10 protein-coding genes are annotated in these 14264 nt (G+C 61.2%); 7 read left to right on the top strand and 3 right to left on the bottom strand.

The window, feature by feature from the left end:
* Positions 1-707 precede the first annotated feature (707 nt).
* The 5 genes from F3J15_RS01585 (at position 708) to F3J15_RS01565 (ending at position 5099) form a co-directional block, all read left to right on the top strand.
* Entirely contained in the window at positions 708-1565 is an 858-nt protein-coding gene (locus tag F3J15_RS01585; protein ID WP_205190636.1) for an NAD(P)-binding domain-containing protein, read from the top strand.
* Positions 1566-1586: 21 nt separating this feature from the next.
* Positions 1587-2465, top strand: coding sequence for a phytanoyl-CoA dioxygenase family protein (locus F3J15_RS01580; protein WP_089487362.1), 879 nt, complete (start codon positions 1587-1589; stop codon positions 2463-2465).
* Between the two features lie 171 nt (positions 2466-2636).
* Entirely contained in the window at positions 2637-3857 is a 1221-nt protein-coding gene (locus tag F3J15_RS01575; RefSeq protein WP_205190635.1) for an MFS transporter, read from the top strand.
* Positions 3858-4061: 204 nt separating this feature from the next.
* The gene (locus F3J15_RS01570) at positions 4062-4751 is read left to right on the top strand and encodes a hypothetical protein (protein WP_166886912.1); all 690 of its coding nucleotides are present in this window, start codon (positions 4062-4064) and stop codon (positions 4749-4751) included.
* A gap of 51 nt (positions 4752-4802) precedes the next feature.
* Positions 4803-5099: an EthD family reductase gene (locus F3J15_RS01565; protein ID WP_166886909.1), complete on the top strand. Its 297-nt coding sequence runs from the start codon at positions 4803-4805 to the stop codon at positions 5097-5099.
* 211 nt (positions 5100-5310) lie between these two features.
* Here F3J15_RS01565 and F3J15_RS01560 read toward each other — a convergent pair whose 3' ends face one another.
* Entirely contained in the window at positions 5311-6630 is a 1320-nt protein-coding gene (locus F3J15_RS01560) for an aminotransferase class III-fold pyridoxal phosphate-dependent enzyme (RefSeq protein WP_240158611.1), read from the bottom strand.
* Between the two features lie 1036 nt (positions 6631-7666).
* Positions 7667-8542 carry a phytanoyl-CoA dioxygenase family protein gene (locus tag F3J15_RS01555; RefSeq protein WP_166886906.1) on the bottom strand — a complete coding sequence of 292 codons (876 nt, stop codon included), beginning with the start codon at positions 8540-8542 and terminating at the stop codon, positions 7667-7669.
* A gap of 1001 nt (positions 8543-9543) precedes the next feature.
* On the opposite strand from F3J15_RS01555, the gene F3J15_RS01550 reads away from it, so the two are divergent.
* The gene (locus F3J15_RS01550; protein ID WP_076841491.1) at positions 9544-9690 is read left to right on the top strand and encodes a DUF3096 domain-containing protein; all 147 of its coding nucleotides are present in this window, start codon (positions 9544-9546) and stop codon (positions 9688-9690) included.
* 16 nt (positions 9691-9706) lie between these two features.
* On the opposite strand, the gene F3J15_RS01545 is transcribed toward F3J15_RS01550, so the two are convergent.
* Positions 9707-11515, bottom strand: coding sequence for an alkaline phosphatase D family protein (locus F3J15_RS01545; RefSeq protein WP_166887188.1), 1809 nt, complete (start codon positions 11513-11515; stop codon positions 9707-9709).
* Between the two features lie 275 nt (positions 11516-11790).
* Here F3J15_RS01545 and F3J15_RS01540 point away from each other — a divergent pair, with 275 nt between their 5' ends.
* Complete coding sequence (locus F3J15_RS01540) at positions 11791-14238, top strand: AsmA family protein (protein ID WP_166886903.1); 2448 nt, start codon at positions 11791-11793, stop codon at positions 14236-14238.
* Positions 14239-14264: the final 26 nt, after the last annotated feature.

Genomic DNA, 14264 nt, shown 5'->3' with positions numbered 1-14264 from the left:
AGCATGACGATGGGCGGCATTTCGCCAGCAATGTGAGGCATTGGCCTGCCCGGATGTTGCGCCGCCATGGCGGCGTGAGAAATGCCGTTCGCAGGTACGTGCCGGGCATGGTGATGGCGTCGCTGCGTCGCGACGCCGGACGAACATCACGACGGCGAGGCGATTCGGCGGCAGGCTTCGCGAACCTGGAGGCGGACTCGCTCATCGTGGATCGGCCCGGCGCATCAAGGGGTGCGCCGCTCGTCGAGCGGCGCTTGCGGTTCTGCTTCGACGAGGCTGTTTCGCAGATGCGCAGGTACGGTGACCATCGCACGTGCACGGTTAAGCAGCCGTGCGTGTCCTGGAAGGACGTCACTGCATTGGCTCGTACGGTGCCGTCATGACGAAGCTAATGGAAACTCCGTATTCCCAATGTCCTGTCGAAGCATAAGACTCGTGCCTGTAGATTCGTGGTCATTTGATCAAGTCAACTTGTCTGCACCGCTATCGTGACGCTGAGCATCACTTGGTGCGGCGGATTCCCCGTGCCGGGGCATGCGTATCACCACCGGCCGCGTCAGCCGCACTTCACGGCGGGCGAACACTCGGATCCGATTGGCATACGGCTTGCTTGATAGTCGTATGACCCAGTCAAATGATTCGAGTGGTTGACTTGAATGAAGGATATTTCTCGGTAGTGTGGTCAACGACAACGATAGGGAATACGAATGAGCAACGTGATTGCTGTCTTGGGCCTGGGGGTGATGGGGTCTGCCATTGCCGCTTCCCTGGTTGACGATGGCGCGGAAGTCGTCGTCTGGAACAGGAAGGCGGAAAAGGCGCAGCGTCTGCGCGAGCTGGGAGCCCGGGTTGCCGAGCATGCCACTGCGGCCTGCGATCAGGCAGACGTCATCGTCGTCGTGACTGCAACGCCGATTGACCTCGCGGCGGATTTTGAAGAACTGGGCGAGCGCCTGAAAGGGAAAACGGTGGTCAATCTGGCTACGGGGCGCCCGTCCGAGGTCCTGAAGCTGGCTCAAATCGTGAGTGGCGCCGGAGCCAAATTCATCAGTGGAACAATCCAGTGCTTCCCGCCGGATATCGGCCGAGAGAGCGCGGTCATCCTTTTCGGTGGCGACGAGAAGATCTGGAACGAAGTTGAGCCTCTGCTTCGAAAGATCGCGCCGCAATCCACCTACGTCAGCACACGACCCGATGTGCCGAACGTGCTCGATGCCGGGTTGACGGGCACCTTCGTTTTTGGTGCCGGCGCAGCGTTCCTGGAAGGTCTCAGGTTCGTGGTGAATTCCGGTGTTTCGATCGACGAGATTCGCGACCTGATTCCAACCTATATCGCCGGGCAGACGCACTTCATCGAAGGTCTGTTCGAATCCGTGGCGGCTTCCGACTATCAACCACGAGGCGCAGACCTGGACATCTACGCGCGAGCGACCGGGTTGTTCCAGCAGGCGCACGAAGATATCGGGCAGCCGCCGCGAGTTCTGAAGGCGCTGCGCGAGCGCATCCTGTCATCCATTGCAGCAGGCAGTGGTGACCGAGGGTACGCCGCACTCTTCAATCATTGACAACCTGTTAGAGGAATCATCATGTCTTTGCAACGCCTTTCAAGTAATAGCACTCCTGACGATCTTGCCAATGCAGTCAGGCAGGATGGCGGGGCGATCGTCAAAAACTTTCTCGATTCCGATTTGCTTGCGCGAATCCAGCGTACGCTCTTCGACACGCTCGAGTCCGCTCCGAACGGAGTAGACGATTACTTCGCCGGGACACAGACGCGTCGCGTCTCGCGCCTCTTCGCGCGTACCGACTGGATGGCCGAGGTTGCGTTGCATCCGCTCTATCTGGGCGCGGCGCGCAGCATCCTGCAGACGCCGATCAAGATCTGGAGCGGCGAAAACCAGGTCGATGTCGCGCCCGATATTCAGGTGGGGGTGACGCAAGCCATCCAGATTCTGCCGGGTCAGGGCCTGCAGCCGTTGCATCGTGACGATTCCGTATGGCTCTGGCGGCATCCGAACTATGGGCGCGAGGCCCGGTTTCAGGTGATGGTGGCCGTATCGGACTTTACGGCGGAAAACGGCGCCACGCTCGTCATCCCGGGTAGCCACAAGTGGGACGACGAGCGCATGCCCAGGCAGGAGGAAGCCATTCCCGCGACCATGTCGGCTGGCGATGCGCTGTTCTTCATCGGCTCCACCTATCACGGCGGCGGGAAGAACACCAGCAATGCACCGCGCACCGGCCTGACGATGTCGTATGACCTGGCGATCCTCCGGCAGGAAGAAAACCAGTACCTCACGCTGCCCATCGAACGCGTGAAGCGCTATCCGGAAGAGCTGCAGCGCCTGCTCGGCTGGACGTACGGCACGACTTTTGCCGGCTTCGTCGAGCGTAACGGTCAAATGTCGGACCCGAACGACCTGTTGAAAATGAAGGATTTCCTCGAGGTCGGGCATTTCGATTAACGGTCGGGAGGGGTGGTGGAATCCTGGCCCGGTTTTCACGCGGAGATAGGGCGATTCCATCACCTGAAGGCATCGTAGTCGGTCGACGGGATGCTGGGGGCGGTGAAGCGCGAGCAATTTCGATATTGCGATTTTTCGGTGGGATGCAGCAGTCTTCGAAACAGTGCCAGCATGAATGCGAGCAAGAGGCGGTTCGATGCCTCGTCGCGATCTCGTATTCGTGCAAACGACAAGGAGTCGATCGTGAGTTACGAAATCAAGGGAATCCGAAGAATCGCGCTACTTTATACAGGGGCTGTGGTCTGGACTCCCACCTATCTGCTCCCATTCAGCATCGAAGAATCGATGGCCCGGTTCGGGCTGTCCGAAAGCACCGCTGGTTGGCTTGCGTCCGCGGTGCTGCTCTGTCTTTCGCTTTCCATCATCTTTTTCGGTCGTCACACGGCGACGTTGAACAAGAGAACGGGTGCGCTCGCTGCGGCAGCGCTGGCCGTTCTGTCGACGTGTGCGATGTTTTCACATAATTTCTATGTATTCGTCGCCGCGAAGCTGGTTCTCGGCGTCGCCTTGGGCGTCAGCTGTGTGTGCGCGTATGGGGTGATTGCACACGTCAAGCACCCGGAGAAGGTCGCGGCGCAAGTCGCTGTGGCGATGGCCATCATATTTTCCTGTGCGATGTACGTCGTACCGATCCTGAATGTGAAGATGGGCAGTATCGGTGTGGATGCCGTCCAGCTCGTCGTGGTCGTGGCGGCGCTGTTTTTCGGCGCGTTCATGCATCCTGCCGTCAACACAAGCGAGGAAGAGGTCGCGAAGGACGCCATCAAATCCAGTGACGTCCGAGGGATTCTGATCAGCGCATTCTTCATCTACGTCTCGCAGACGGCCCTCATGGGATTTGCCGCCGAGGTCGCCGCAACCCGGGGCGTCGAAGCGGAGCAACTCGGCATGCTGTTCATGCTCAATGCGGCCCTCCAGTTGCCGGTGGGCGTGGCGGTCAACTGGCTGGGCGATCGCTTTGGTCTGTTCAAGCCGATTGCCCTTGGACTCGCGCTGTTGATTGCATGCAGCCTGGGCATGTATTGCGTGGGCGGCAGGTGGGCGTTTCTCGTGGCAACGGCGCTCGTCAGTGCCGGCGCGACGCTGGTTGCCCCTTACATGGTGGGGGCACTTTCGCAAATGGATGCCAGCGGAAGAAGCACCGCGACCTGTGCGTCGGCAATCAATCTTGGCCTGGCCGTGGGCCCGGCGATTGCCGGCACGGTGTTCAGCGTGGCCGGTTTGCGCGCGGTCGGCTGGCTCTCCGTCGGGTTGCTGGTGGTGCCGATCTTTCTGACCAGCGTGGCGATCCGGCAGTTCAAGGCAAGACATGCCGAAGCCGCTGTCGCCTGACGTGCACGGCGAAGCTGTCAACCGAGCGTGGCCGCACTGACCGCACCGGTACCTGGGCGGCGCCAGCATGCCTGACATGCCGGAGCGGAGCAGACATCTCTCGAAAGAGCCCGTTCGCGTCGACAGGCAGCGCAAAAAACTGCCGTGAACGTGGATGACGAACGTAGCGGCAGACCCATTTCTCGACGATCGCGGAATTTTTTCATGGAACTCAAGTTCTATCTTTATTGCCTGGCCGATCTCGCGTTGATCGTGACTTCGTTCATATGTGGCGTGAAGTACTTCGGGAAGCGCAACGGCCTCCTCGGATTCGAGTCGCTGGTCGTGACGTTCTCGGCAACGAATTTGATGATCAATGCCTTGACCGGCAAGGCGATCTTTTTAAATATCTCGCTTTTCTGCGACGCGTTTTCAAGAGGCTTCGGCGTACCGATCATCATCGTTGCGGGCATGATGTCGGTTACGCATCGATATAAACCGTCGATTGTCGGCGACGTGTTGTATGCGGTTGGTGCACTGGTGGGGACGGTTATTTTGTGGACCGCGGATTTCATGGTTGGACCCAAGCCGTATTTCTATCTGGTGATGTGGTCTTTGTTCTCGCTTTACCTCATTTACGTCGTCAAGAAATTGGCGAATGCCGGAGAGTATCGTAATGCTGCTGGTGTGATCCTGACACTCGTATCCACGCAGATTATTGCGAGCATCTACGACTTCTATCATATCCCGGGCGACAGCGATCACATGATTTTCTATATATTCGCATTGCTGTCGTGGTCTTATATGTCGGTTTCGTTGTATTACGCCTATTGTGCGCTGGAAAGGGTGCAGGAAAAGGAAGGGAATCTGCTTCGAGGTTATACCCTTGGCCGCCTGGAGCGAAAGCCGCAGTAATTGTCGCGTTCCTTCGGGAATGTATTTATATCTTCATCCGAGAGAACGGATATGGCTACCTTGATCGTGCGTTATCCCGCAGTAGAGGGTATGAAATTTGATCGCGAGTACTATCGTGCAACGCATATCTCGCTGGTACGGGCAGCTTGGGGAGAGTTTGGCCTGCAATCGGCGGAGATCCTGTTTCCGGCGCCGGGGCCGCAGCCCGATGCATGCGTAACCGTGTTGCGTTTCAGCGAGCAGGCCGGAATCGACGCCGCGCTGGCCTCGGCCGGAACAGCCGAGGTGGTCGGCGATGTGCCGAACTTCACCAACGTCCAGCCGGCGATCTTCCGCGCCGGCGATTGACCGAGTCGTCGACGACCGAAACCTCGTCTACGAGGGAAAGAAGGTCTGAGACAAAGTGTCCGCATGGACACATGCGCTCGGGCCTCGACGACGAAGATACAAGACCTTCGAAGCAGAATGCCGATCGGCCGCTCAGGGTTTTGACGCGGGGCGAATGCACTCGGCAATACAGCCTTCGGCCGCAGGCCGAAGGCTCATCCAACATCCGGCATCAACGCTGCACGGTGTCCAGAATGTCCAGGCGGCTCACTGCAACCGCCTTCTGCTTGATCGCGCCAAATGCCACCTCGGTCGCTTCGAGCGTACGCGCGATGTCTTCGTCGGTATGGCTTGCCGTGAAGAACATGTTGTGCCACGGGTGGAGATAGGCGCCATTCTTGATGACTTCCGACGTCCACGCCCGGCCGCGCGACACGAGCTCGTCGTCACCCGCGAACAGCATCTGGGGCATGACGCTCGGCCCGGTCTGCTTGAGTTCGAAGCCATGCCGCTCGGCTTGCTCGGCGATGCCGGCGCGCAGCTTGTCCGCCAACCGCTTCGTGTGTTCGAGGTAGTCCGTTTCTCGTACCAGGCGCAGCGTTTCGATGGCCGCGGCCATCGGCACGGCCGAGAGCCAGTAGGAGCCCGTGACGAAAATGTTCGTCGCGGCCTCTCGTGCCTTGTCCGAACCGAGCACCGCCGCGATCGCATAGCCGCCGCCGATGGCCTTGCCCCAGCAGCTGAGGTCCGGGTGCACACCCCAGTCCGACCACGAGCAATCACGCGACAGGCGCAGCCCCGTGCGGACCTCGTCGACGACCAGAAGCGCTTCCTGCTCGTCCGCGAGGCGACGGCATTCCTTCGCGTACTCGATCGACGGGAAAAACTGATCGTAGAGCACTTCGTGCCGGAACGGCGTTGCGTAGATGGCCGCTACGTCACCGTCGACGCTCTTGACGGCGGCATTGAGGCTCTCGATATCGTTGTACTCGAAGTAGACGACGTGAGCCCGGTCTTCCTTGGTGATCCCCGTCGTATAGGGCACGTTCCACGGAGACGCACCATGGTACGTGCCGCGCGCAACGAGAATCTTGCGCTTCTCGCGATAGGCGCGCGAGATCACCATGGCCATCGACGTGGCGTCCGAGCCGTTCTTGCAGAACATCGCCCAATCTGCGTGGCTGACCTGTTGCGTGAGCGCCTCGGCAAGCTGAACCATCACCTCGCTGGGGCCCGTCGCCGTGTCGATCTTCTGCAACTGGAGGGCAGCGGCCTGCTCGATCCGCTCGTTGCCGTAGCCGAACAGGTTCGTGCCGTAGCCACACACGTAGTCGATGTACTTGTTGCCGTCGACGTCCCAGAGATGGGTACCTTTCGCTTTCGCAAAGTACAACGGGAAATCTTCCGTCAGGTACTTGACGCTCTGGTGACCGTACATCCCGCCCGGGATGACCTTTTCGGCTCTTGCGAACCACTCGTTCTTCCTTGCCAGCCTGTCCATGCTCGACTCCTTGTGAAAAATTCGTTCTGGGAATGTCAGATCCGGTATCAAGTCTCGTGACTGAGTCATATGACCAAGTATTGGAACCCCGGAATTTTGGGAAATGCTGCTTCCGAAATCTCGCGTCCCGTCGTTGGATCAACGCGCTGTCCGGCCTCGCGTCGCGAATGCAGCGTCGCTGCGTCACCCGCTTGGGCCTCTGCCGTCGCTTTTCTAGAGTTGGTCATATGACCAAGTCCAGTGTCTGCAAATGTCATCCAGACGGAAATTGGCGTTTTCCACTAGTCCCGCACGGCGGTGGCTCAACGTCTCGCTCGGCATGCCATGGCGATGGGGGAGGCGAGTCGAGCAGCGGCAATTCGTCGGCGTGTGCTGTGCGACGTCGCTATCTGATCTGCATAAAGACAATCCCCGCTCAACCTTCGAGCAGGGATGCAGGGCGATCAAGGTGGGGATGCTGACTGGGGGCGGCGGTGTACTTCTGCCAGAAGGTTTCGCAGCCGGAAAGCGTGGTGTGTACGGGCGTGTTCAGACGCACGATGCACGCATGGCAGGGGCAGACTGATCGACGCAGTCGGAAGTATCCGCAGCGCGCGGGCCCGCGCGTCCTCGATGCATGGACCCACTAACCGTCGGGCCGGTTCGAGACAGAAAGCCGCCGATCGAAGTGCGAGCCATGCGCTACGCGGATCGTGTTCGATACGATCCGCACGCAAGGCAACGCCGGCATGCTCGATCTTTCCAGGTGGAGCTATTGGCTCGAGTCGTAATGCTCGATATGGTAGAGGACCATGAATCCCGGGCTTAATACAAGAAGGAGCCCGGCAACGAGAGAGATTGCGACAAATAAACGCTTCACCATGATCACGCTCCTGAGTTGGATGAGGTGCAATAGAAAGTCGATTCTTGGCGTTGGGCGAACTGGTGAGCGACCTGGTCGTCGGTCACGGTCGCAACGCGATTCGTCAGGTCGATCTTCATGGGGTGTCTCGCTGGTGGCGATGCTGTCGTGGCCCGCGCACGTGCATCAGGGAATCCGGGGGAGGGGATCAACCCTCCCGGACCGATGCGTGCGCCCGTTCGCGGCTCAGAGGCCGAGGTGCGTGGCGATATCGTCGTAGTCGACTTGCCACAGGCCCGGCGTGCCGGCGGGATATTGCGAGCGGAAGCCGATGATTCGCTGAACGCGTTTCGACAGGCGTCGCACGGTGTCCATCTCGACGATGAACGGATACGCTTCCTCCGGCGTCAGGTAGGACGGTTGCATCGGAATCGTGAGCCCGCGTCGGCGCTCATTCTTCGTCACGTTCGCGCCGCCACCGTGGATCACCTTGCCGCTGAACAGCAACGCGTCGCCGGCGTCCATCTCGGCGGGAATGGTCATGTCGGGCGTGCCCTTGCTGTCGAAGTAGTCCTCGTCCCAGTTCTGGCTCCCCGGAATAATTCGGGTGGCACCGTTTTCCTCGGTGAAGCGCGTCAGGGCAATCATGAGATTGGTGAACACCGTCGGCCCGTTGACTCCGAGCGCACACAGGGGCGGAAAATTGCCGACATCGCGATGCAGCATCTGTGCCGTGTTGCCCGGGCCGATGTCGATGACCTGCGCGGTCGAAAGCCACCAGTCGCCGGACTCTTCACGGTAGAGCACCTCGCCGAGTTCATGAAAGAGATCGTCGTCCAGCACGTCTCCGAAAGTCTTGCTGTGCGTGACCATGTTCGTCAGGCGCTTCGTATAGGTGCCGTGGAATTCCTTGATCAGTTCGTTATCGTGCGACGACCCCTCGCGAAGCCGCTCGAGCGGAGCATCGACCTCACGGTTGATGTTCGCGACCTGCTCCTGGGTCAGATAGTTCTTGATCCGGACTCCACCGTATTGATTCATGAGCGACACGATTTCTTGCGCGCTGGTCTGCTTGGGGACGGTAGGGAGGGAGCCCTGAATGTTCTGAATATTTGCGTTCATGTTTGCCTCAAAGTTGCGTGGACGGGTAAATCAGACGCGGCATCACGTTCTGATTCGGGTGTGATCCAGACATCAAGTCGAGTTTTTGACTGAGTCATTTGACTGCATATACCTTCGCCATCTGCCATACGTTGCTTTCACGCCAGTTGACGGAACGCGCACGTTGTTCCCGACGTTGTCGCGACCTCCGGGTGGTTCAGTACCTGTTTCCAGATCCAGAGGCGACGGACATGGCGCCATTCACCAGGGTTTCCGCTGAGCTGCCGTATTCGTGACGAATCAGGTCAATTGACCAAGTCGTATGATCGAGGAAGTTAACATGGCGTTTTTCGACGGTCGATCATGGTTAACCCGTCGCGTTTGAATGGTGTAGAAAGTTGCCGGACGTGTGTCACGCCTGTACCGAATCGAACGCGCATCGTTGGTGATGGGCCCGGACTCGCTGCGCGGGAACGCTATCGTCACAAATATCGGGAACGAGCCGGTTTTGACTCAAGCCGATGGTCGAGCGGCTCAATGCGTGATACTCGATTTTAAAAAGTGGCTTGTACTGTTTTGAGCAGACATGCTCGGAGGCGGCTCATGGTGTTGCTTTAACATCCTCTGCAAAATAGGAGCGGCGCGAGCCAGGCGATCGGGCACGCAAGTTGCTCGCTCGTCGAAAGCGCCCACGCACGAAGCGAGCCATCCATCCCGTGCCCGGTCGGGCGCACACGACCGGACCTCGGCCGATCCGCGGACGATTTTTCAAGCGCTTGTCAATTCTGTCCCGACATCGCGGCGCGTTACGTCTTCTGCAAGATGAAGCGCCGTGAGATGTGCAAACGCCATTGCGCGAAGGCATGCCGGTATTTTCACGGCGGCTCGCATGCTGAGCCAGGCACGGAAATCGCTCCGGTCCGCCAACGAACGCTGCACGACGCATGTCTGTCGTTCAGATCGCCTGCTCGAGAGGCGCTTCACTCAGCGATTTCGCGATCTATTGTCATGAGGGCAACGCCATGCACACATTCACGAACTGGAGCCCATTGGTCTCGCTGATCGCCGGGATTCTCATTCTGGTGGTACCGCGCCTGCTGAACTACATCGTTGCAATCTACCTGATCGTCATTGGACTGCTCGGGCTTTTCGGCGGACATTTCCACTGACGCGCCGCATCGGAGTCTAGATAGGTTCGACGCGTACCTCGACTGAATCCCGGGGCACCGTCAATCGCGTGCGGCCAAGCAGTGCGTCCGCGGGCGCGGTGCCGTCCGGGTTCAACGGCTTCACCTTGTTGAACGTGACGGAAAAGTATTCCGGTGTGACGATGGCCGACGCATAACCCTGCGCGTCGTGGTCGGCGTGGCACAGATCGGGGTTGTTCGCCATCAGGAAGCGGTCGAGTCTGGCCGGGGTCGCCGCGATCGACGCGAGTGGTGTACCGTTCCACGCGGCTTTCAGGTAGGAATAGAAGGACATGCTGCTGATGCCGGCGCAGACGAAATCGACGATGACCGGCACCCCCGTCGCGGGATCGGGATCGTCCCGCACGACGCCGCCCTGAAAGGCATGCAGGTCCCCGGTGATCGCGACGACGTTACGGATCCCGTGCTCCCTCAAGTAAGCGAGCAGTTCGTGCTTGTGCGCGGGATAGCCGTCCCATGCGTCGCAATCCACCACGAGGCGGGCCGCCGGTGTCCCGGGTGCGCCTGGCATCACGAACCACAGACGGTTCAACATCACTTCGTTGCCCCATACCTTCCAGGTTGCCGGCGAGTCCTTCATCAAGGTTTTCCACCATCGTGTCTGTTCCGGACCGAGGATCGACGGCGGGCGGCCGAACTGCCGGGTGTCGCGCGCCTCGTCACGTTGCAGCATGTCCTGCTTGACGAAGTAGCGCGAGCCGGCCGCGTCGTCCCCATGCACCGGGTCGTGCCCGTGCGCACGTGCGATAGCGGCTTCGCTCACGACGTGGTCGTCGCGATACAGCCGCTCGTCCGTCATCACCAGATGCATCAGCATGCCGAAACGAAAATCGCGGTAGATGCGAATGTTCGTGTACGCCGGATTGTCCGGCTCGAAGCGCACATCGTCCCAATCCACCGGCATGTACTCCGCCCACGCGCGACTGGCGCTGCGCCGCCGCGCGGTTTCCTGCCGCTCCTCGTTGGTGTAGACCTGATGGTCCTGCCAGCAGTCGTCGGAAAATTCGTGGTCGTCCCAGATCGCAATCATCGGCAGGCGCTGGTGCAGCGTCTGCAGGCGCGGATCGGTCCGATAGGTGCGATAGAGCGTCCGGTAGTCTTCGAGCGTCTCGGCATACGCGCGGCCGTCCGCGAGCAGCTTGCCGCCGTTCAGGTGCAGCGGATGATGCGCCGGTTCGGCACGGCCGGGGGGAGAGGTTCCGACCGTTTCATAGATGTAGTCGCCCACGTGCACGACGAAATCGAGGTCGCGCTCGTCGGCCAGCAGCGTCATCGCTTGCCAGTGGTTGACGCTCCAGTCCTGGCAGGTGAGCCACGCGAAGCGAACCTGTTCGTTGGCCTCGTTTGCCGCCGGCGCCGTGCGCGCGACACCCGTCATGCTGACGTCGTCGCCGGCGATGAATCGGTAGTGGTAGGCGGTCTTCGGCGAGAGCGCCGTCACCTTCGCGCGCACGGTGAAGTCGTAGGTGGCCAGCGCCCGCAACGGGACGCTGGCGACGAGCGTCGAGAAATCCGCCAGCGTCGACACTTCGAGTCGCAGCGGTACCGCGCGCGCGGCGCCTTTTCCATCGTGCTGCACGCCGCCGGATACCGGAACGCATCGCGTCCAGAACACGATGGAGCGATCGCGCGGATCACCGCTTGCTACACCTTGCGGGAATCGATGGAGGTTCTTGCGCACCGGGCTGCCCGGCAGGGCCGCCGGTGAAACGTCGTGCGTGACGGCGACGGTTGCAGCCGCAATGGTAAAAAAAGCCGACGACTTGAGGAAATGGCGACGATCCATTGATCCTCCCGATCGACATCCCACGAATGCGGAAGCGCTGCAGCAGGCACCCGCTTCTCGCGCCGGACAAGCTTGCCACTGCCCCCGCCGCGCGCGGCAGGGGAGCAGTCGATCCGGAACGTTACTGCGAAGATCGACGACTGAAAAGTCGTGCGAACCCCATTTTCGAATTCCCGGCACGCCATCTGGCGGAAGGCTCCTATATTCAGGAACGAGGCTCTGTATTCAGGAACGCGCATTGCTGGATACCGGGCAGCAAACTCGGGGAGTGAGCAATGCACATCGGCCACAGCGTCGGCAAGGCGGCCGCGTGGCTCGTCGTGAGCGTCGCCCTGGCGCTTGCCGCGCTGGTGATCGTCATCGTGACGTTCGACTGGAATCGAGCCCGGCCCTGGATCGACGACAAGGTGTCGGACGCGATCGGACGGCAGTTCGCCATCAACGGCGACCTGCATGTCGGGTGGCGTCGGCCGGCGAGCGAGCACGGCTGGCGCGCATGGGTGCCCTGGCCACGATTCGTCGCACGCAATGTCACGATCTCCAACCCCGACTGGGCGCGCACGCAGTATTTCGTCACGCTGGACGCGATCAGTTTCGAGGTCGAGGCGCTGCCGCTGATGGCGCGCCGCATCGTGATTCCGGCCATCGACCTGGTCAATCCGTCCGTCGACCTCGAACGCCTGAAGGACGGGCGAGTCAACTGGACGTTCAAGTTCAAGCAGCCCGCTCAGCCGGGCCGATGGACGCTCGACCTGCATGAGATCGCGTTTGCCCAAGGCAATCTCGGCTACTACGACCAGCAGAAGCAGTTCGATCTGAGCGCGGTGATCGATACGCTCGGCCAGCCGATCCCGTTCGGCGCGGTGATGAAACAGCAGGAGGCGTTGGCGCACCACGAATCGGCAAAGGCAGTCGGGCCGGCGGGTCAAAAGAAGCTCGCGGCCCAGGCCCACGCCGGTTCGGCGCAAACGGTGGTTCCGGCGTCGGGTGCCGAAGCGGCGTCACGCGCATCGGCGGCGGCTTCGCAAGCGTTGGCCGCTGCTTCGCATGCGGCAGCGACGACATCAGGCACCGCAATCGCCCCGGCTGCATCAGGGCCGGCCGCGGTATCGAACGCCCCCGCAGCTGCCGCACCGGGTGCGGCGGCCTCGGCGGCCTCGGGTGCGTCGGCGGGTGCGGCGCCCGCGGCCTCCACCGGTGTCGGCACTTACACGATTGGCTGGACCGTCAAGGGGACCTACAAGAAGGGCAAGGTCGCCGGCACGGGCAAGATCGGCAACTTGCTGGACGTGCGGGGCGCGCAACGCCCGTTTCCGGTACAGGCCGATCTGCGCTTTGGCGATACGCACCTGGCGCTCGTCGGCACGCTGACGGACCCGTCTCACCTGGCCGCGGTCGATCTCCGGCTGTGGCTTGCGGGCACCAGCATGGCCAAGCTGTATGACGTCACGGGCATCACGCTGCCCGAAACCTCACCCTATGCGACCGACGGCCGGCTGGTCGGCCAGTTCCGGGCGTCAGGCAACGTCTTCAAGTACGAGAACTTCACGGGACGCGTCGGCGGTAGCGATCTCGGCGGCACGCTGGTGTACGTGTCGCGCGAACCGAGGCCGTTGTTGTCCGGTACGCTGGAGTCGAGGCTGCTGCAGTTCTCCGACCTTGCGCCGCTCATCGGCGCCGACACGAATGCCAGCAAGGCGCGGCGGGGTGCCGCGGCCACACAGCCCGCGAACAAGGCGTTGCCGGTCGAGACATTTCGCACGGAACGCTGGAAAAAGATCGACGCCGACGTTCGATTCACCGGCCGGCGCATCGTCAAGACCGCGAGCCTGCCGATCACCGACCTGTCGACCCATCTCGTGATGCATGACGGTGTGCTGACGCTCAACCCGCTGAACTTCGGTGTCGCGGGCGGGACGCTTGCGTCGAACATCCACCTGGACGGCAGCGGCGTGCCGCTCAAAGGGCGGTTCTCGCTGCAGGCACGGCATCTGAAACTCAAGCAACTGTTCCCGACCTTCCCGGTGATGCAAACGGCGCTCGGCGAGATCAACGGCGATGCCGCGTTATCGGCCACCGGCAATTCGCCGGCGGCGCTCGCCGCGACTTCCAACGGGGAAGTGAAGACACTGGTGACCGACGGCACGGTGAGCCTCTTGCTGATGGAAGCCGCGGGGCTGAACGTCGCCAACGTGGTGTACGAGAAACTGTTTGGCACACGCGACGTCAAGATCAACTGCGGCGTGGCCGACTTCGTGGTCACCAACGGCGTGCTCGACTCGCGCGTATTCGCGCTCGACACCGAGGACGCGGTGATCGTAATGGACGGCAACGTGAACCTGCGGGACGAGACCATGAACCTGACGATCCATCCTCATACCAAGGGATTCCGGGTGATATCGCTACGTTCGCCGCTGTACGTCACTGGATCCTTCAAGCAACCGCACGTCGGGGTGAAGGCGGGGGCACTGATCGCGCGTGGCGGTGCCGCGGTCGGGCTGGGCTTGCTGAATCCGCTCGCCAGTCTGCTCGCGTTGCTGCAGCCGGGCCGCAGCCGCCCGTTGCCGTGCGGGCAGATGCTGGCCGACATGGAGCGGCGCCCGGTTGCGCCACCGCCGGGCGTCCGACAGAAGACGAAGGCGGCGCCGGCGTACATGAATGCGCCGGCGGCGGCTTCTGCAGCTTCCGCGCCGGCGGGTGCCGAACCCCGGCATGCGAAGTAAGTGAAGGACCGACGCTCGTCGGCCTG

This window comes from Burkholderia sp. Ap-955 (assembly GCF_011753045.1).
GTDB classification, from domain to species: domain Bacteria; phylum Pseudomonadota; class Gammaproteobacteria; order Burkholderiales; family Burkholderiaceae; genus Burkholderia; species Burkholderia lata_D.
The sequence above is the reverse complement of the archived record's forward strand: the minus strand, read 5'-3'. Positions and strand labels throughout refer to the sequence as shown.

Bases quoted from the DNA above. Each gene is read 5' to 3' on its own strand.
- F3J15_RS01585 (WP_205190636.1), top strand. From the start codon at position 708: ATGAGCAACGTGATTGCTGTCTTGGGCCTGGGGGTGATGGGGTCTGCC.
- F3J15_RS01570 (WP_166886912.1), top strand. From the start codon at position 4,062: ATGGAACTCAAGTTCTATCTTTATTGCCTGGCCGATCTCGCGTTGATC.
- F3J15_RS01555 (WP_166886906.1), bottom strand. From the start codon at position 8,542: ATGAACGCAAATATTCAGAACATTCAGGGCTCCCTCCCTACCGTCCCC.
- F3J15_RS01580 (WP_089487362.1), top strand. From the start codon at position 1,587: ATGTCTTTGCAACGCCTTTCAAGTAATAGCACTCCTGACGATCTTGCC.
- F3J15_RS01550 (WP_076841491.1), top strand. From the start codon at position 9,544: ATGCACACATTCACGAACTGGAGCCCATTGGTCTCGCTGATCGCCGGG.
- F3J15_RS01545 (WP_166887188.1), bottom strand. From the start codon at position 11,515: ATGGATCGTCGCCATTTCCTCAAGTCGTCGGCTTTTTTTACCATTGCG.
- F3J15_RS01575 (WP_205190635.1), top strand. From the start codon at position 2,637: ATGAATGCGAGCAAGAGGCGGTTCGATGCCTCGTCGCGATCTCGTATT.
- F3J15_RS01565 (WP_166886909.1), top strand. From the start codon at position 4,803: ATGGCTACCTTGATCGTGCGTTATCCCGCAGTAGAGGGTATGAAATTT.
- F3J15_RS01540 (WP_166886903.1), top strand. From the start codon at position 11,791: ATGCACATCGGCCACAGCGTCGGCAAGGCGGCCGCGTGGCTCGTCGTG.